The organism is Candidatus Arthromitus sp. SFB-rat-Yit, assembly GCF_000283555.1.
In the GTDB taxonomy this organism is placed as follows: Bacteria; Bacillota; Clostridia; order Clostridiales; family Clostridiaceae; genus Dwaynesavagella.
In genome coordinates this window covers 516,909-536,948 of record NC_016012.1, presented here as the reverse complement: position 1 = coordinate 536,948, position 20,040 = coordinate 516,909, and the positions used below count along the sequence as shown (strand labels likewise).

Sequence of the window (20,040 nt, the reverse complement as noted above, 5' to 3'; positions counted from 1 at the left end):
TATTTTATTTGCTTACAAATTCTTGGTGTTTTAGTAATAATAATTTAAATTTTTTTAACTTTTTTTGTAGATAATATTAATTTATAAACAACTAAGGAGGTAAATTCGTTGTTAAAACTAAATATAAAACAGCTAATTTTATCATACATATTCTATTTATTTTTTACTCCAAGCGCTTTAACTTTTGCTAAAAATATTGATGTGAACAATGATGGTGTTATAAATCACATAGACCTACAAATAATAGGATCCCATATAGGCTCTAATAAAAAACAGTATGATGTAAACGATGATGGATTAGTTGACGCATTAGATATAGCTACAATCGCTAAACAAATACCTTCTAGTCAAGATTCTGAAGCAATATTTACAGCATACGACTCAAATGGAATGTCTTTAGATAGCTTTTCAAAAAACAATTTAATAAATGCTATATCACTAGCTTCCAAAAATAATGGGGTAGTCAAATATAACGATTTTATAGTATGGGATAACACTAATTATTTTGTATACTCTGATAACGAACCAAATACATCTTCAAAATCTTTGCGTGACGCCGTAAATTCTGCATCATCATTAGATAATTCTATTGTAATATCCAAAAATGGAAATATAGTCTACAATAAAAATTTAAATTTCAAAAAAATAATTGGTGTTACCAGAGCAAATGTCAACTTAAGAAGTGAGCCAAATATGAGTGCAAGAACAGAAATAACGATCCCTGAAGGAACTTTACTAGAAGTATCTGAAATTAAAAATGGATTTTACAACGTTTTATATTACGATACAAATAACAATCTAAAAACAGGATATATCCCAAGCTACATAGATATAATTCAAGATGATATGAATCAATCACAACTTGGTTATATATCAGCTAGAGAAGAATCTAATGGAGATCCTGGAGCTATTGGATTAAACCCAAATGATAAGGGCGGTACATCATTTGGCGTTTGGCAATTATCTAGTAAGGCAGGCTCAGTAGATGAATTTTTAGAATTTATAAAAGATAAAGATGGCGAAATATACGACAAATTAATCAAAGCCAAACAAAATGACAATGGAAATTTCGAATCAAACTTTATATATGCATGGAAGGAAATTGCATCTAATAGATATGAAGATTTCTATGAAATGCAAAGACTATTTATAAAAAGAAATTACTATGATTCATTGATAAAAATTGCTAATAAAAATAATATAAACATAGATTATTTACTGAACTATTCTTCAGTATCAAACATGCTATGGTCTACATCAGTACAACATGGAGCTAGCGGTACAGTAAATATCATAAAAAAAATATCACTAGACTCATCAATAGAATCAATTATAGAATCAATATACACAGAAAGATTAAACATAATATCAAAGTCTTATCCTCCAAATAGTTCAAATCCAGGTATAGTATCACTATATAATGGAATTAAAACAAGATTAGAAAATGAAAAAAATGAAATATTAAGAATATACAAAAGAGAATTATCCTATTAAATATTTCTAAAAAATCAAAAACCACTCCATAATATATATGGAGTGGTTTTTTATAACTATTTTCTTTGTACACTTATCTTTTTAACAAGTGAAGCGTATTTAATTTTTTGTAACTGTTTACTTATTGGCATAGATAATATAATAGCAGTTATAGGAATAACCCAAACATACTTCCAACTAATAAGAAAACCAATAAAACTAATTACAATGATAATTAAAATCCAATATATAAGTTGAAATATAAACCCTGCTATATTAAGCTTTCTAATAATATCAACACCATTAGAAGAATGTGGTGCATTTTCTATGAAATATGCAGCTCCATTTATTCCTGAACAGGATCTAAAATCTACACTACATTCTCTTGCTGCTACACCATACTTAATATTATTTAAAATTTCACTAACAGCTAAACAAATTCCATCACTTGAATCATCAATAAGCATAACTCCAGCACCTATCTCTAGTGTCCTTCTTGCTACAGCGTGTTGCTCCATCGTTTGAGGATAAAGAACCATAGGAGTAGCCATATATAAACTCTCTGAAACACTATTCATCCCACAATGGGTTATAAACACATCCGCCTTAGAAAGGATGTCAAGCTGATCAACAAAAGTATAGATCTTAATATTATCTGGTAATATACCAAAATTTTCAGGATTTATAGTATTCCCGCATGATATAATAACATCAAAATTTTGAGTTTTCAAAGCCTCTATACATTTAATATAAAAATCTAATTTATAATTAACTATTGTTCCCATAGAAATGTAAACAAGTGGTCTAGTCTTCTCTTTATTAGGTTCAATTTTTGAAAATATAGAAGGGCCAACAAATGCATATCGATCAGAAAAACTCTCCAGATATGGCTGAAAACTTCGTGATGTATAAACAATAGTATCTGTTTGATTGTCACTTACAACAAGGGAAAATACTTTTTTCACATTATAATTAGATAAACAAAGTTTTCTAAATTCACGAAAAACCCTTTGAATTCCAAAAACCACATTTACTATCTCTTTAAACGTATTTTTAATATATCGGCAAGACATTTGATTAAATGCAAATGTACTAGTAGATACAACCATCGGCAAATTATGCTTCCAAGCATACAATTTTCCCCAAAAACAAAATGAATCTGTGTATACAATATCTGGTCGAAAAGTATTAAACTCATCATCAAGAAAACTATTTATACTAATCGAGATACGAATACCATGTATTATCATTTCAGTAACTGATGCATTTCTAATTCTTAATTCTTCTCTTTCCGTTAATTTTGGCAAGTATGAATCACAAGATATAAATTCTGCACCAGTCGATATAATCTTATCTTTAAATTCATTAAATGAATAAAATCTCACTATATTACCACGTTTTACCAATTCTTCCGCAACTGGTAGCATTGGATTTGTATGACCATGAGCAGGAATACAAAAAAAAGCTATCTTTTTCAACTAGCATCACCACCCTTTTCCCCTACACTATACCCATAAATTTATCAAATGAAAAAGTGCATATCTTTTGAATTAATTCTAAAAATACTGCTACACTTATTCAAAATTAAAACTTGTCCATTTTTATCCGAACCAGTTACCCATGCATATGTCATCTCCGACACATTCACCTATTATCACCCCATAAGCATAATTTGCATATCCAATACTATTTTGTTTTTTATGTAATGTCAATTACATTGCATAAACTCCCATAGACCCAATTAAATACATAAACCTTAATAAGATACATCGATTGAATTCACAAATAACTTTATAGAGGTATAAAAATGTACCAAATTAAATATAACCAACTACAAAAAATACCACACAACAGACATTACATCATATTGTGTGATCTTTTTATCCGATACCACTTGAATAAATAAATCAATCCAAAAGTATCATTAAAAACAGAGCAAATCTATAAGCCGAGTTCTGTATTAGACAATCATCTATCTAGGTCTACCGTCACCGATAGACTCAAGCGACATACCCGATAGCAAAGCGGGCAACTTTATATGCTATCCTATTCAGTCTTGCTCCAGGTGGGGTTTACATAGCCAGTATGTCACCATACTGCTGGTGAGCTCTTACCTCGCCTTTCCATCCTTACCTAAAAACTTAGGCGGTTTATTTCTGTTGCACTTTCCTTAGAGTCGCCTCCACTTGGTGTTACCAAGCACCCTGCCCTATGGAGCTCGGACTTTCCTCTCCTCAATAAAAATGAGCAGCGATTGTCTGACTTACTCCACATACATTCTACCAAATTAATTATATTAAATCAAATAAAAAGGATTTATCTTATAATAAAAGATAAATCCTAAAATAAATTTATTTAATTTTTATTCCCAATCTATTACAATATTTATTCAAAGAATCATCATTAATAAAATTCAACAAAACTTTCTTAAATGCACGTTTCTTATTCCCATATATTCTTAATTCATTATTATAAATAGAAACTAACTCCGACTTCTTACTCGTACTAATATACTTTCCTAATATCCCAATATAAAGATTTTGAATTAAAGTTGAAATAGATAATGAATTTATACTAGGAGATATAACTGTGTATAAAAAATCATATAGAGTTACCTGTTTTGATGTTAATCTATTAACCCATAAATTCAAAGTATCATTATTAATATTTAATTTTAAAATATTAACATAAACATATCTCACAATATTCTCTATTTCACTTCTAATATTTGAAACATTACTCATAAATAACTATACTCCAATAACAAAATTTATTTTTAAAGTATATTAATAAAATGGAGATATAATTCTAATAAAATTATATCTCCTCTAATAATTTTAATATTTCCCTTATTACAATAAATTGTTGAAATTCACGACTAATTAACCCTTCAGAATCACCGTATTGTAAACCATAATTACCAAAATAAGAATGATTTCCACCCTCTATATATAAATATTTAGTGCTACTTGGTAAATTATTTTTATAATTTTCATACTTTTCAAAATTAATTATTTTATCATCACTTCCAACGACAGAAATGAACTTTATATTACTATCAGAAAAATCTTGACTATTTCTCCCATAAGAAGATAGCAATACAACACCTTTTACTAACTGTGAATAATGATTCTCTTGTTTTAAATAATTAAGTAGCTTACTTCCCCCCAAAGAATGTCCTACCAAAATATAATTCTTAATATTGGATTTAAGTAATATAGAATTCACATCACCCATACCAAATAGACTAGATTTAAGTATATATACTTTAATACCCCTCTTTGACAATTCAGATAAAATAGGCAAATATGCATCTTCCTTAATAAATGCACCAGGGGAGAATATTAATCCAAATTTACTTTCCTCATTATTATTTTTAATACTTAGTGTTATATAATTACGTGTATAATCAAAATTTAAATATTTTGATTCATACAACATAAATTTTTTAATATTATACTCAGCACTATAACCAACAAAATTATCTACTATATTTAACAATAACATAAATCCAAATAAAAAAAATGCTATCCTTACATATAAATTCTTATTCACCATACCTCCTGTACTCTAAATATATTTATAAACATCCGTTAAAACTTGATCATAAATTATATTTAAACTACTATCTAAATCCAAAGTTTTAAATATTTTTTTGATTACATTCATATAGGCAAAATTTTCCGAATTAAAATGACCAATATCCAATATAGATAAGTTTTTTTTATGTGCTTCAAAAGCTGTATGGTATGTAATATCTCCAGTAATAACCAAATCTATATTCTTGTAATAACATAACTTAATTAAACTATTTCCTGAACCATTGATAATACATATCCTTTTTATCCTATCCATTTTACAATTTCTATTATTTACTAATCTCATATTATTTATGTATAAATTTTTTCTAATTTTATCTATAATTGTATTAATATCCAAACTTTCAGATAAATCTATAATTCTACCTATACCTAAATTAGGATAAATTTTACTTTTTTCTAAAACAGATATATTATCATATTTAAATTCTAATATATTAATTAATTCATCATTTATACCATTATGTATCATATCCAAGTTAGTATGGTATGATATAACGTTAATATCATGTTTTATACATCTCACTATATCAATATTATCACACGAATAATTCAAGTTTTTAATCGAATTAAATATAACCGGATGATGAGTTATAATAGTATTTATTTTAAATTCCAAAACCTTATTAATTATAGTTTCATTAATATCTAATGAAATATATACCCCAGAAATATCGCTTTCCAAATTCCCAACTAATAAACCAACATTATCATATGATAATGCTAAATTAGTTGGAACCAACATCTCTAATTTATTAATAAATTCATAAATCTTCATACCAAAACTCCTTTAAGTATTTTAATCCTGTTACTAAATATTTCGTATTTATATTTAGTTGATAGTTTACTTTCATTTAAATTGATTAATATATTATTATACTTATTTATCTTATGTTTTATAAAATCATTATATTTACCTCCTATATTATCAAAAACACATAGTGGTATATCATAATCAAAACACATTAAAAAATTAATATATTCTTTATTTAAATTTTCTTGTTGTTTAGGAAAAATTAGTATATACTCATAATATATTCCTTTGCTATAAATAACATCTTCCTTTTCTACATGGAATTGTTTCTCGTACAAATATTTTCTTATATCTTTAGAATAAGCATTAGGTTGAATCAAAATATAATTCATATGTCGAATTTTATCCAAATCTCTATCTATTATAGATGCTATCGTAGTTCCTCCCATTCCAGCAATTATCGCACTTAAATTTTCTAAATTATCAAACCATCTAAATCCATCTGATAAAATACATTCTACTTTACTATCTAGACTGTATTTTTTTATATTTTTCATAGCAATATTAAGTGGCTCTCTATTAATATCTACAGCATAGCACTTTAAACATTTATTAAAATTCAATAATCCAATAGATATATATCCATGATCACAACCTACATCTATAATAGTTTTATTATATTCACACATATTAATTATATGTCTTATTCTATTGCTTAGCTTCATAATCTTATTATCTCATTCCTTTATTCAAAATTTATTAAAATAAAAGAGTAGCCCAATAAGTAAAGCTACTCTAAATAATCTTTTAATTTTTTACTTCTACTTGGATGACGCAATTTTCTTAAAGCCTTAGCTTCTATTTGTCTAATTCTTTCTCTGGTAACTTTGAATTCTTTACCTACTTCTTCTAAAGTTCTAGCTCTTCCATCATCTAACCCAAATCTAAGCTTTAAAACATTTTTCTCTCTAGGACTCAAAGTATCTAAAACATTCATTAGCTGTTCTTTTAATAAAGTAAATGCTGCTACCTCTGCAGGAGCAGGAGCATCATCATCAGGAATAAAATCACCTAAATGACTATCTTCTTCCTCTCCAATTGGAGTTTCTAAAGATACAGGTTCCTGTGCAATTTTACGGATATCTCTCACCTTATTCTCTGGCATATTCATTTCTTTTGCTATTTCTTCAGATAGAGGATCTCTCCCTAATTCTTGCAATAATTGCCTAGATACTCTAGTATATTTATTAATAGTTTCAACCATATGAACGGGAATTCTAATAGTTCTAGCTTGATCTGCAATCGCTCTAGTTATAGATTGTCTAATCCACCATGTAGCATAGGTACTAAATTTGAATCCCTTTGTATGATCAAACTTTTCTACTGCTTTTATTAATCCAAGATTTCCCTCTTGTATTAAATCTAAAAAAAGCATTCCTCTTCCTACATACCTCTTAGCAATACTCACAACCAATCTTAAATTTGCTTCTGCTAATTTCTTTCTAGCCATTCTAGAAGTCACATCATTCTGCTTTATTTTTTTTGATAATAAAATCTCCTCTTCTGACGTAAGAAGTTGAACACTTCCTATTTCTTTTAAATACATTCTAACAGGATCATCCATAGTAATACCTTCAGGTATTACAGAGTTTAAATCCAAATCCTCAACAAATTCATTAGAAAAATTATCTACCACTTCTATTCCCATCTTGTCTAAAGCTATATATAACTTTTCAACATGTTCTGGAGTCAAGTCTACATCTTCTAATTCATCCATTATGTCTTTGGATAATAATCCGCCTGACTCTTTTCCTTTAGTTAACAAACCTTTTAAGACAGACATAACATAACTATTATCCTTCACAGAATTGTCCTCCTTCCTACAATCACACCTTAAAATTACTAATAAAATCCATAATATCCGATAAATTTCCATCTCTCTCTAATTTAGATACTGTATTAAATACACTAAGATATTCAATAAACTTATCCTCATCATGTGCATACTCATTTTCTTTTATCAAATACGCAATTTTCTTTTTAAAATCACTTACTACATTATTTTTTAAAACTTTTATAAAATCACTAATTTGTTTAATAACATTGTTTTTATCGTAATTTCCTATGTTTTCTTTAAAATATGTTATTAATTTAATACCCTCATAAGTATTTAACTTATTTTTTAAATAATCTACTATATTCAATTCATCGCCATCAAAATTAGATATTAGTTTAAATGCTTCCCTATGTTCCTTAATACAAAATAAGTTCTCATCCACATTATTATTTAAGATATATGTTAAATATTCTTTATTTAACATCAAATTTAATAATTGCCTTTCAGATTTAGCAATCGCACTTTCAATAAAATTTTTTTCAATTTCATTATTTATTAGTTTTACATTCTTAGAATTATCATTTAAATAGTCTACAATTAATTCTTCTCTAATCATCAAATTCTTTGATATAATCTTTATATAATGTTCCTTATCAACAATATTTAGTTGTACTATTATATTCTTCACAGTATTTAAATATTTTTTTTTGTATACATTTTTAGATAAATCCAAATTTTTCATATAATATAATAATATATATTCTACTAATGTATTACTGTTATTAATACATTTAAAAAATTTATCTACTGAATTGTTCTTTAAAAACTCATCCGGATCTTTAGATCCGTATAATTCTACAACATAAACTTCAAGCACATCGTCATTAATAAACTCTTTAAATATATCAAAAGCCCTAATTGTTGCCTTTTTCCCAGCCTCATCAGTATCAAAGCATAAATATATCCTTCTAGTATACTTACTTAAAAGTTTAATTTGATCTATTGTCAAGGATGTACCCAAAGATGCAACTACATTTTTTATCCCACTATTATATAAAGATATACAATCTAAATAACCTTCAACAATAATGATAGAATCATAAGACATATTTTCCTTAACTAAGAAATTTAAACCATATAGATTATTCCTCTTTTTAAATATACAACTTTCTTTAGAATTTAAATACTTAGGTGTTCTATTCTCTAAAGTTCTACCTCCAAATCCTATAACATTTCCATTAACATTAAATATTGGAAACATGACCCTATTTATAAAACGATCATATATATTTTCATTTTTTTTATTAATCAAACCTAACTCTAATAAATCATTTGGTTCATATCCTTTGTTTAGTAAATAAATATTTAATGCTTTAAAACTATTTAAAGAATAGCCTAATCCAAATTTAATAATAGTAGCCTCAGATAATCCTCTATTTATTAAATATTGCTTAACATTATTATTTTTTTTTAGATTTAAATAAAAATATCTTGCAGTATCATTAAGTATTCTATAATATTTATGTAGATCTTTTTGCGAATGATGCGTATCTAATAAAATACCAACACGCTGTGCTAAAAAATTCATTGCTTGTAGGAAATCTAATCCTTTATATTTCATAATAAAAGAAATAACATTTCCACTTTCACCGCAGCCAAAACATTTGAAAATCTGCTTACTTTTAGATGCAACAAACGATCCACTCTTTTCGCTATGAAATGGACATAAAGCAAAGTAATTATCTCCGCTTTTTTTAAAATTTATATATTCACTTAGTACATCTACAATATCATTTTTATTTTCTATCTCTTTTATAATATCATCAGAAATTCTCATTAATAATCACCTTATATAAACATATCAAAAGGTGTAAATTATACATTTATTAATTTTTCCATCTTTTAACATTATTATTCCCAATTAACAAGTTTAATCAAAAAATACAAAAATTTTTTTTCCATTTTTCTACAAAAAGTAATAAAAATTAATATTTAGCATTATCTCATATATTAATATTCTCCATTTAAATATATTTTCCTTCTAACTTTAATATATTTTTAAAAAATAATGTATAATATAATAATTTTTAAAATATCTTTATTTATATATTTGATTTTAAGGAAAATAATATTATGTATAAAAATATAGATTTATCATATATTCTGTCTAATTTTAATATTAAAAATTATAAAATTAAAAAAATAAAGGAAAAAACTTCAAAAAAATCTAGAATTATATATAAAATAACTACTTTCGACAAATCATTTTGTCTTAAACAAACATATTTTAACGTACAAAAAATATTATTTATTTATTCATATTTAGAATGGCTAAAATTATATAAATTTGAAGTTCCATATTTTATTAAATCTATTAATAATAAACCCTTCACATTATACAATAATAAAATTTATACATTAAGCAATTGGATAAGTGGAAATAAGCTTTTATATAATAACTTAGATGATTGTATTAGAGCTATTAAAATTATTTCAAAAATACACTTTCATTTAAATAAAATTGATTTCATAAAATATTCAGTTCCAACTATTAATTTAGTTAACATTAAAAATAAATTCATAAAATATATTCAGGATTTACATAAATTACATGAAATAGCCAAATTAAAAAATGATAAATTTTCAAAAATTTTTTTAAGTAATTTTTATAATTCATTGTATTTAGCAAATAATGCATATAGATATTCATTAATAACAAACTTTAAAAATTTAAACATTAGTTTATGTCATGGTGATTATGTAAATAAAAATATCATTATAAATGATAAATCTGTTATTCCAATAGATTTTGATAGATGCTGTATAAATTATTCAATATACGATTTTGGATATTTTTTAAAAAGATATCTAAAACATTCATTTGATTCTTGGAATATTAAAAATACTTTAACATTATTAAACTATTACAATTCAAATAACCCAATATTCATAGACGAATATTTTTATTTATTATCATATCTGTCATTTCCATATAAATTTTTAAAAATATCTAAATTATATTTCCATAGCAATCACATTTTAACAAATAAAGAGATAGAAAATTATGAAAATAATTTAATTAAATCATGTAATGATTTTGATAAACACTTATTATTTATTAAAAATTTTGAACAATATATTAGTTCTAAGTTTAACATGAAAATAAATAAAAGCTGACTAAATTAATAGTCAGCTTTTTAAATTATCTTTTATTTTTAACCTGAGCTTGTGCTGCAGCAAGTCTTGCAACAGGAACTCTAAATGGTGAACATGATACATAGTTTAATCCAGAATTATGACAAAACTCTATTGAAGATGGATCTCCACCATGCTCTCCACAAATACCAAGTTTTATGCCTGGTCTCGTTTTCTTACCCTTTTCTACAGCTATCTTAACTAATTGTCCTACACCATTTTCATCAATTCTTGCAAATGGATCCGATTCATAAATTTGTTTATCATAATAGTCATTTAAAAATCTAGACGCATCATCTCTTGAAAATCCAAAAGTCATTTGAGTCAAATCATTTGTACCAAATGAGAAGAACTCAGCTTCTTTTGCTATTTCATCAGCTGTAAGAGCTGCTCTAGGTATTTCAATCATTGTACCAACCATGTACTCTAATTTAACACCCTTTTCTTCCATTACTTTTTCAGCTGTTTTAACTACAACTTCTTTTACATATTTAAGCTCTTTTATTTCTCCAACTAATGGAATCATTATTTCTGGAATTACATTTAATCCCTTTGCTTTATTTACATTTATAGCAGCTTCTATTACAGCTCTAGTTTGCATCTCAGCTATTTCAGGATACGAAACGCTCAATCTACATCCCCTATGTCCCATCATAGGGTTAAATTCATGTAAACTCTCTACAGTATTCTTTAAGTCTTCGAATGTTAATCCCATTTCAGCAGCAAGTTCTTTAATTTCCTCATCTTTATGAGGTAAAAACTCGTGTAAAGGTGGATCCAAAAATCTTATTGTAACTGGATGACCTTCCATTGCCTCATACAAACCTTCAAAATCTTTTCTCTGCATTGGCAATAATTTATCTAATGCCGCTCTCCTTTGATCTTCTGTTTTAGAAACTATCATTTCTCTAACTACAGGAATTCTATCGGCTTCAAAGAACATATGTTCTGTTCTACATAATCCAATTCCTTCCGCTCCAAACTTAATAGCTTGCTCAGCATCTTTTGGAGTATCTGCGTTAGTACGAACTCTTAAAGATCTAATCTCATCCGCCCATTTCATAAATATTTCAAAATATCCACTTATTTCTGGAGCAACAGTTTTAATTTGTTCTCCGTATACGTTACCAGTAGAACCATCTATAGATATAAAATCATTTGATGTATACTTCTTACCATTAACTTCTAATACCCTAGCATCTTCATCAATTTTTATATCTCCACATCCCGCAACGCAACAAGTTCCCATTCCTCTTGCAACAACAGCTGCGTGAGAAGTCATTCCTCCCCTTACTGTAAGAACTCCTTGTGCAGCAACCATTCCTTCAATATCTTCTGGAGATGTTTCAAGTCTAACTAATACAACTTGTTCTCCATTAGCCGCTCTATCCTTAGCTTCTTGAGCTGTAAACGCAATCTTACCTGTAGCCGCTCCAGGTGATGCTGGGAGACCTTTTGTTATTGGAGTAGAATTCTTAATTACTTGCGGGTCAAATGTAGGGTGTAACAATGTATCCAATTGCTTAGGTTCAACCTTTAATATCGCTTCCTCTTTATTAATTAACTTTTCCTCAACTAAATCAACAGCAATTTTTAAAGCTGCTTGAGCTGTTCTCTTACCGTTTCTTGTTTGTAAGAAATATAGTTTCCCTTCTTCAATCGTAAATTCCATATCTTGCATATCTTTATAATGCTTCTCTAATTTTTCAACTATATCCATGAACTCTTTATATATGGCAGGATTCCTTTTCTCTAATGTTTCAATTGGTTCAGGTGTTCTTATACCTGCAACAACATCCTCACCTTGAGCATTCATTAGATACTCAGCAAATATTTTATTCTCTCCTGTGGATGGATTCCTTGAAAAAGCAACTCCAGTACCTGACTGTTCACCTTTATTACCAAATACCATTTCTTGAACATTAACTGCCGTACCCCAGCTTGATGGATAATCATTCATTCTTCTATAAACTATAGCTCTTGGATTATTCCATGATCTAAATACAGCAACAACCGCTTCAATTAATTGTTTCTTAGGATCACTTGGGAAATCTTCACCTTTTTCTTTCTTATAATGATCCTTAAATTGTTTTACCAATTCTTTCAAGTCATTAGCATTCAACTCAGTGTCAAGTTTAACACCCTTCTTCTCTTTCATCTCGTCCATTAAATTTTCGAAGCTTTTCTTTTCAATACCCATAACAACATCCGAAAACATTTGAATGAATCTTCTGTAAGAATCATACGCAAATCTTTCATTATTTGTTGATTTTGATATAACTTCAACAACTTCATCATTTAATCCTAAATTTAAAATTGTATCCATCATTCCAGGCATAGAAACCCTAGCACCTGATCTAACTGAAACTAATAGAGGATTAGTTGTTCCACCAAATTGCTTGCCTGTTATATTTTCTAACTTCTTCATTGTTTCATAAATTTCTTGCTCAATGCTTGAAGTTAAAACTTTCCCATCCTCATAATATTGATTACATGCTTCTGTGCTTACGATAAACCCTTGAGGAACTGGAACTCCAATTTTTGTCATTTCACAAAGGTTAACTCCTTTTCCTCCAAGAAGGTTTTTCATAGAAGAATCACCTTCACTAAAAAGGTAAACATACTTCTTAGACATTTAATTCACTCCTTTTATTCTTAAGAAATAAAATTATACTGCTGCGCATAATTTAATGTTTGACTAAAACCTACTTAATTATACATTATTTCACAATTATTGTATATAAATTAAATTATTTAAATATTTATTATTACAGGAAATCAAATCCAATTTATCGCAATTTTTCACTCATTTTCTGCAATTTTTTCATTTTTTATACTATCTTCTTCGTTTTTTGAAATTTCAACATCTGAGCTTTCAGCAAATTCAGTAACTTCTATAAAATCATGATTCTCATTATCATTTTCTATATCATTATCAAAATTGATTTCTTCCGTTATATGATCAGTTTCCACATCATAAACGAACTTAGCATAATTTGAGGATTTTTCTTTTATTGTATTAGCTATTTTGTTTTCAACCATTCCATTAAAATTTTCCATTGCCTTTTTTCCAAATTCGACTGCTTTCATCTTGATATCATCTGTTTTTGCTTTAATATTTGCATTTAAAATAATATCATTTATCTTATCTTTAGATGTTGCTATTGTATCACTTACCTTTTGCTTCACATTAGAATTCACATCATAAACTTTCCCTGATTTATCAACAACCTTCACCTGTATATCAAACAACAATATACTCCCTATATGAAGCGGTAAAAGTAAAGGGTATAATACAAATGTAAATGAACTAATTATAAGTGCTGTTAGAGGAATATCCAATATCACTTCATCATTCTTACTAAAAATAATTCTCTGATTACTTCCCTCAACATACAAGTCAGACAATCTATTTTTCAAATATAATAAATGTGACTTAACTAAACAACTTTTTTCTTTAATAGGATATATCTCCTCAAGATATATCAAAGCTTCTATTAAATCATTATTATTGTTTTGTAAAACTTCCTTCGCCTCTTTATAACTAACCCCAAATTTTTCTTTTAATATCTCCATGTTTTGAAACAATAAATTATCACTCATATTACTCATATCCTCCCAAAAACTTTATACTATTAGGCATTTTAATAAGATTTTGATCAAGTAAAATTTTATTAAAATTAAAAATAAATTTCATATCACTACTGGTTACACTTAATCTCGGTATATTTCTAATATCAAGTTTACTTAAAAATCTCATAATGTTTATAATTCTATTTTCAATCTTAAACTCCTTTAATTTAGAACAAGAATTACATACAACGCTCTGAAAAGTAAAATCAAACCATACTACACTTTCTTTCAAATTTTGTGAACAATAATTACATTTTTCAAATTCTATATTACATCCTAATTTTTTCAACAATTTAAATTCAAAAATTCTCAATATTAAATCTTTATCTATGGTATTTGATTCCAATATCAAAAATATCTTTATTAAAATTTTAAAAAAATTTACATCTATCACATCTCCATCATTAAAAGAAATATCAAGCAATTCAAAAAAATAAGAAAGATAGAAAATAATATCCTCATTATTTATAAAATTCACATTTTTAATAAGAGAACCATCTTCTATATAATAAAAACTTTTACCCTTAACAAGAGTAAGTTGCACCAAACTAAATAACTGAGTAAGTACAAACTTCGAATTTTTCATTTTCTTTGCATTTTTCGCTAATATGGATACCTTACCTATATTTTCACACAATACCCATATAATCTTATCATTTTCCTTGTACGTCTGCTCTTTTAATACGAAACCTTTTATATCAATTAACTTCAATTTCTAACTTCATAAAAGTATTTATGAAATATTCACCTCCTATTTTAAAAATTTCAAAATATGTGTTTATTATATCTTAATTATAATTTCACTACAAAATAAAAAAGGAAGTATACAAAATACTTCCAAAAATTACTTATATCCTAAACTCTTAAGATGATTATTATCATCTCTCCAGTTATTTCTAACCTTAACCCACATACGTATATACACTTTACTGCCTAAAAATCTTTCCATATCTTGACGTGAATACGTTGAAATTTTCTTTAACATTTCCCCGTTTTTACCAATTATTATCACTTTATGAGTTTCCTTATCACAAAAAATATTTCCTTCAATATTATATTTTTTCTTTTCATCATCATACTTCATAGATACTATTTCAACTCCTACGCCATGAGGAACTTCATCACGTATAAGTTTTAAAATTTTTTCTCTTACAATCTCAGATATAAAGAATTTTTCGTTATTAGCAGCCATCTGATCACTGTCGTAATACTTAGGTCCGTTAGGTAAATATTTTAATATTAACCCCAATAATTTATCAACATTTTTCCCATTAAGTGCTGATATTGGTATATACTCATTAAAATCAAGAATCTTACTATACCTGGATAATACATCCATTATATCCTTGCTGTTTATTTCGTCACATTTATTAAGTACAAATATTTTTGGAATATTAAAATCTTTTATCTTTTCTAAAATTTCAAGATCAAGTCTTGGAATTTCTTTCCTAATGTTAGCTACAAAAATAATAATATCCGTTTCTTTCAAACCATCAGAAATAGATTTAATCATATAATTTCCCAATTTATATCTTGGTTTGTGATACCCTGGAGTATCCGTAAATATTATTTGGTAATTTTCATCATTCAATATCCCGATTACATTATTTCTCGTAGTTTGTGGCTTACTCGATACAATACTTAATTTTTGATTTATAAAATTATTAAGTAAAGTTGATTTTCCAACATTTGCTCTTCCAATTATACTTACAAATCCAGATTTGTGCATTAAACGACCTCATATACTTTCTAAATTAAATTTTTCACTCCAAAATCATACGGCAAAATTTCACTTAATTTATGTACTCTATACTCTTCTTTATTCTTAGCTATGATTACTGGAATATTCATATCAAAAACAAACTCTGATAAAACTTGTCTGCATATTCCACAAGGATATGTAAAATCATTTAAAGATCCAACAACACATAACGCATATATCTTTCTATATCCTTCAGAAACTGCCTTAAATATGGCAGTCCTCTCAGCACAATTACTCGCTCCAAAAGATGCATTTTCCACATTACATCCAGTAAATATTTTTGAATTCTCAAATAAAACACTAGAACCTACAGGAAATTTGGAATATGGAACATACGCTTTTTCTCTAACTTCTAATGATTTACCTATAAGATCTTGTATCAATACTTTATCCAAACAATACTCCTCCTAAAATTAATTATAAAATATTTTAAGTATTACAACTGTTAACCCTATACCTATAAAAGCTCCAACAATAACTTCATTCAAACTATGTACTCCAGTATCTACTCTACTCTGCGCAACAATAACCGCCATAATAAAGCTTAACCCAACAATAATAGGTTCGTTTGTTATAAACGCCATTATCGTTGCTATAGAAAATGAAATAGTACTATGACCACTCGGCATTCCACCTCTTAATGGAGTTCCTTCCCCATATATAGCTTTAGCTATTACAGTGAATATAACAACCATAAACAAAATAATAAATACCATGTACGGATTACTCTGTTTAATTTTGTTTATAACTGTAAAACTAAAGTTACTTATTTTATCCCAAAATATTAAATATCCAATAAAACCTGCATTAAGTGCAGTAAGTAATACTGCTCCTGCCGATATATTCTTAGCTATTTTAGCTAATGGATGATAATAATTTGTTGTAGCATCAATTGCTACTTCAATAGCCGTATTAATAAGCTCTGCAAAAACAACTAACGTTATTGTTAAAGATAGTATTATCAATTCAATTTTAGTTATATCATAAAATAAAGATATGCACATTATAAAAAATGCCATAACCAAATGTATTTTCATGTTCATTTGTGTTCTAACAGCATATAACATACCTTCTAATGCATTATTAAAACTATCAACTATCCTCTTTACCTTGATATCAATCTTCCTCCCTAACTATAAAGTTTATCTAAATATTTTTAAATCTTTAATTATAATTTTTTCTCGCTGCCTCATTATTTGTTTTTCACAATCTTCAATATGATCATAACCAAGTAAATGTAACAATGAATGTATTAATAAATATTTAACTTCTCTATCAAAGCTATGATTAAACTCTATAGACTGTTCATTTGCTTTCTCAAGCGAAATAAATATATCACCTAAAATAAGTCTTCCATCATCTAATTCATAATCCTTAAATTTATAATTCTTATATTGATTCTTAAAAACATTTCCTTTTTTATAATTAAGCATAGGAAAAGATAGACAGTCTGTAGACTTATCTATACCCCTATACTCCAAATTAATTCCCCTTATCTTTTTATTATCAACCAAAAATACATTTAATTCACAATCAATATCTACTTCCTCAAATTTTAATACACATCTTACAACGTCATTTATAAAATCATTAACATCTATATTAAAAGTATCTTGACAATTTTCTATATTGATATACATTAACACCTAATCCTTTTCTTCTTTGGGTTTATCACCTGTATCGTCCTTTGGATATTCTATTCTTTCATGATAAATACCTTTTAGTGTTTTGGCAAATGATTGTTTAATAATTTCAATATCTTTAAATGATATCGGACTATTTTTTAATTGACCATCACTTATTTTATCATTAATTATGTTTTCAATAGTATTTCGTATATTCTCCTGTGTTGGATCACTCAAAGACCTAACAGCTGCCTCAACACTGTCGGCAAACATAAGAATAGTAACTTCTTTTGTCCTAGGTAATTCCCCTCCATACCTAAAATCTTTTTCCTTAATAAGATCAGGATTTTCAGCATTCTTTTTAGCCATAACATAAAAATACTTAACCAATGTATTGGCATGATGACCTTCTATTGCATGTTCAACAAACTTAGGCAATCCATGCTCACGTGCAAGCTGTAATCCATACTTAACATGAGAAAAAATTATATTAGCACTCGTAAGTGGATCAATTCTATCATGAGGATTCTTATTTGCCACCTGATTCTCTTTAAAAAAGTATGGTCTTCCAGTCTTACCAATATCATGATAATATGCAGAAACCCTTGTGAGAAGTGAGTTCGCTCCTATTGCATCACTAGCAGCCTCGGATAAATTCGCAACCATTAAACTATGATTATACGTTCCTGGTGCTTCAACTACTAGCTTTCTTAAAAGTGGATGTTCTGGATTGATCAATTCTAATAATTTCATGGAAGTAACTATATTAAACACATTTTCAAATACAGGTAATATTCCGGCTACTAATATAGCGGAAAGTATTCCGCTAAAGAATGATAATACTATATCTATAAGTTTAATAGAATTAACATTTGCTATTATACAAAAAACAGTCGTCAACACTATTACATTTGTTATCCCAAACCAGATAGATAACTTAATAAAATGCATCCTATTCTTTATCCTCTTTAAAAACAAACCTCCCAAAATAACATCAAACAATCCTATGAACACCACAACAATATTAAATTTTGTTATTATTGCTATCAAAACAAGTGTCATTAAATTTGTTATAAGAGATACTTTATTATCAATTAACGCTGTTATTGCAAGAGGTCCAAGAGCAAATGGAACTATATATATGTACTGATCACCAATAACCCTAACCAAAATTATAATGATAAGTTTAATTATCAATAAAACATTTAAATAATTAGCATTATTAATACATTCCTTTCTGTATCTTTTATAGTACAGATACTCAATCAAAAATGTAAAGAAAATTAGAAAAATTATAGAAATATTTAATTTCCAATTCACATTAGATGTCTTAAGTAATCCCAAACTGTCCAAAATAGAAATATGATTCTCTGTTACAGTTTCTCCCGAACTAATTATTACTTGATCTTTTTTAATTATAACAGGAGATATATTCTTTATTGCTTCCTCTCTTTTCTGCTCTGTTTTCTCACTGTCATAAAAGAAATTCGGCTTTATCATCGGAAAGATTATACTAAGGGTAATATCAACAAAATTAGTATCTGTTATCTTTTTGCCTACCTCTTCTCTTGCAAAGGATTTTACATTCTCAATATCACTTAAATTCCCATCTTCAATCTTTAAACCATATATCTTATTTATAATATCATTCAATGATCTTTCATAATTGTTTATCAATTCTGTATCTAACGCAAGTATTTTTTTGTATCCTTCAGCATCTAGAGCAATATCATATTTCTTATTCAATTCATCAAATACTGTAGTTGCAATCACAGAATAATTTTTTAATTCGTATAACTCTTTAAACAAATTATTTATTTTATCTAAAACATCATATCTTACTTCTTTTACATGATTAAATTGAGCAGCTACCTCATTCTTTGCAATATTTATCCTCTGTTCTGTAGAAATCCTATCTAATGTTTCTCTAGGAGCTTTTATTGTGTATGTAGATACTGCCCCAAGCTTTAAGTCATATTTCCTCTCAAGTGTAGATGATAATACAACAATCATTACAAATAGCACAAGAAAGACTAATATAAAATAATTTTTATATTTCCAAAATCCACTAGTAACTTTCTTTAACTTCAATAAACATTCCTCCTAACAAATATCATACTTAAACCCAACTGTAAAATTTATCTTGCGTCAATATCTAACTA

The 20,040-nt window shown here is 27.0% G+C and carries 17 protein-coding genes and 1 other RNA gene; 2 read left to right on the top strand and 16 right to left on the bottom strand.

The window, feature by feature from the left end; translation table 11 throughout:
* The first annotated feature begins 108 nt into the window (after positions 1-108).
* Positions 109-1,494: a dockerin type I domain-containing protein gene (locus tag RATSFB_RS02490; RefSeq protein WP_014094473.1), complete on the top strand. Its 1,386-nt coding sequence runs from the start codon at positions 109-111 to the stop codon at positions 1,492-1,494.
* Positions 1,495-1,550: 56 nt separating this feature from the next.
* Here RATSFB_RS02490 and RATSFB_RS02485 read toward each other — a convergent pair whose 3' ends face one another.
* The 8 genes from RATSFB_RS02485 to dnaG all read right to left on the bottom strand — a co-directional run bounded on the left by RATSFB_RS02485 (position 1,551) and on the right by dnaG (position 9,500).
* The gene (locus RATSFB_RS02485; protein ID WP_014094472.1) at positions 1,551-2,951 is read right to left on the bottom strand and encodes a macrolide family glycosyltransferase; all 1,401 of its coding nucleotides are present in this window, start codon (positions 2,949-2,951) and stop codon (positions 1,551-1,553) included.
* 450 nt (positions 2,952-3,401) lie between these two features.
* An RNA gene (rnpB, locus tag RATSFB_RS07180) (RNase P RNA component class A) lies at positions 3,402-3,743 on the bottom strand.
* Positions 3,744-3,824: 81 nt separating this feature from the next.
* Positions 3,825-4,217 (bottom strand): hypothetical protein, encoded by a 393-nt coding sequence (locus tag RATSFB_RS02480; RefSeq protein ID WP_014094471.1) that lies wholly within the window; start codon positions 4,215-4,217, stop codon positions 3,825-3,827.
* Positions 4,218-4,290: 73 nt separating this feature from the next.
* Positions 4,291-5,031: an alpha/beta hydrolase gene (locus RATSFB_RS02475; RefSeq protein WP_014094470.1), complete on the bottom strand. Its 741-nt coding sequence runs from the start codon at positions 5,029-5,031 to the stop codon at positions 4,291-4,293.
* A 12-nt stretch (positions 5,032-5,043) separates the two neighbouring features.
* Positions 5,044-5,850: a Nif3-like dinuclear metal center hexameric protein gene (locus RATSFB_RS02470; protein WP_014094469.1), complete on the bottom strand. Its 807-nt coding sequence runs from the start codon at positions 5,848-5,850 to the stop codon at positions 5,044-5,046.
* Complete coding sequence (locus tag RATSFB_RS02465; RefSeq protein ID WP_014094468.1) at positions 5,847-6,551, bottom strand: tRNA (adenine(22)-N(1))-methyltransferase; 705 nt, start codon at positions 6,549-6,551, stop codon at positions 5,847-5,849. The genes RATSFB_RS02470 and RATSFB_RS02465 overlap by 4 nt, the downstream gene beginning before the upstream one ends.
* Positions 6,552-6,616: 65 nt before the next feature.
* Complete coding sequence (gene rpoD, locus RATSFB_RS02460; RefSeq protein WP_044035518.1) at positions 6,617-7,690, bottom strand: RNA polymerase sigma factor RpoD; 1,074 nt, start codon at positions 7,688-7,690, stop codon at positions 6,617-6,619.
* Between the two features lie 22 nt (positions 7,691-7,712).
* Positions 7,713-9,500 (bottom strand): DNA primase, encoded by a 1,788-nt coding sequence (dnaG, locus tag RATSFB_RS02455; protein WP_014094466.1) that lies wholly within the window; start codon positions 9,498-9,500, stop codon positions 7,713-7,715.
* 296 nt (positions 9,501-9,796) lie between these two features.
* Between dnaG and RATSFB_RS02450 the strand changes: the two genes are divergently transcribed.
* On the top strand, positions 9,797-10,840 hold the full coding sequence (locus RATSFB_RS02450; RefSeq protein WP_014094465.1) for a phosphotransferase: 1,044 nt from the start codon (positions 9,797-9,799) through the stop codon (positions 10,838-10,840).
* Between the two features lie 25 nt (positions 10,841-10,865).
* Here RATSFB_RS02450 and ppdK read toward each other — a convergent pair whose 3' ends face one another.
* From ppdK to RATSFB_RS02410, 8 genes are all read right to left on the bottom strand, one after another.
* Positions 10,866-13,493 (bottom strand): pyruvate, phosphate dikinase, encoded by a 2,628-nt coding sequence (gene ppdK, locus RATSFB_RS02445; protein ID WP_014094464.1) that lies wholly within the window; start codon positions 13,491-13,493, stop codon positions 10,866-10,868.
* Positions 13,494-13,660: 167 nt separating this feature from the next.
* Positions 13,661-14,461 carry a DUF4342 domain-containing protein gene (locus tag RATSFB_RS02440; protein ID WP_014094463.1) on the bottom strand — a complete coding sequence of 267 codons (801 nt, stop codon included), beginning with the start codon at positions 14,459-14,461 and terminating at the stop codon, positions 13,661-13,663.
* Between the two features lies 1 nt (position 14,462).
* Positions 14,463-15,203 carry a DNA repair protein RecO gene (recO, locus tag RATSFB_RS02435; protein ID WP_014094462.1) on the bottom strand — a complete coding sequence of 247 codons (741 nt, stop codon included), beginning with the start codon at positions 15,201-15,203 and terminating at the stop codon, positions 14,463-14,465.
* 132 nt (positions 15,204-15,335) lie between these two features.
* The gene (gene era, locus RATSFB_RS02430; RefSeq protein ID WP_014094461.1) at positions 15,336-16,220 is read right to left on the bottom strand and encodes a GTPase Era; all 885 of its coding nucleotides are present in this window, start codon (positions 16,218-16,220) and stop codon (positions 15,336-15,338) included.
* Positions 16,221-16,240: 20 nt separating this feature from the next.
* The gene (locus tag RATSFB_RS02425) at positions 16,241-16,648 is read right to left on the bottom strand and encodes a cytidine deaminase (protein ID WP_014094460.1); all 408 of its coding nucleotides are present in this window, start codon (positions 16,646-16,648) and stop codon (positions 16,241-16,243) included.
* An 18-nt stretch (positions 16,649-16,666) separates the two neighbouring features.
* Positions 16,667-17,368, bottom strand: a complete 702-nt coding sequence (locus RATSFB_RS02420) for a diacylglycerol kinase (RefSeq protein ID WP_044035517.1) — start codon at positions 17,366-17,368, stop codon at positions 16,667-16,669.
* A 27-nt stretch (positions 17,369-17,395) separates the two neighbouring features.
* Positions 17,396-17,893: an rRNA maturation RNase YbeY gene (ybeY, locus tag RATSFB_RS02415; RefSeq protein ID WP_044035516.1), complete on the bottom strand. Its 498-nt coding sequence runs from the start codon at positions 17,891-17,893 to the stop codon at positions 17,396-17,398.
* Between the two features lie 6 nt (positions 17,894-17,899).
* Positions 17,900-19,969, bottom strand: a complete 2,070-nt coding sequence (locus RATSFB_RS02410) for an HD family phosphohydrolase (protein ID WP_070097096.1) — start codon at positions 19,967-19,969, stop codon at positions 17,900-17,902.
* Between the last annotated feature and the right edge of the window lie 71 nt (positions 19,970-20,040).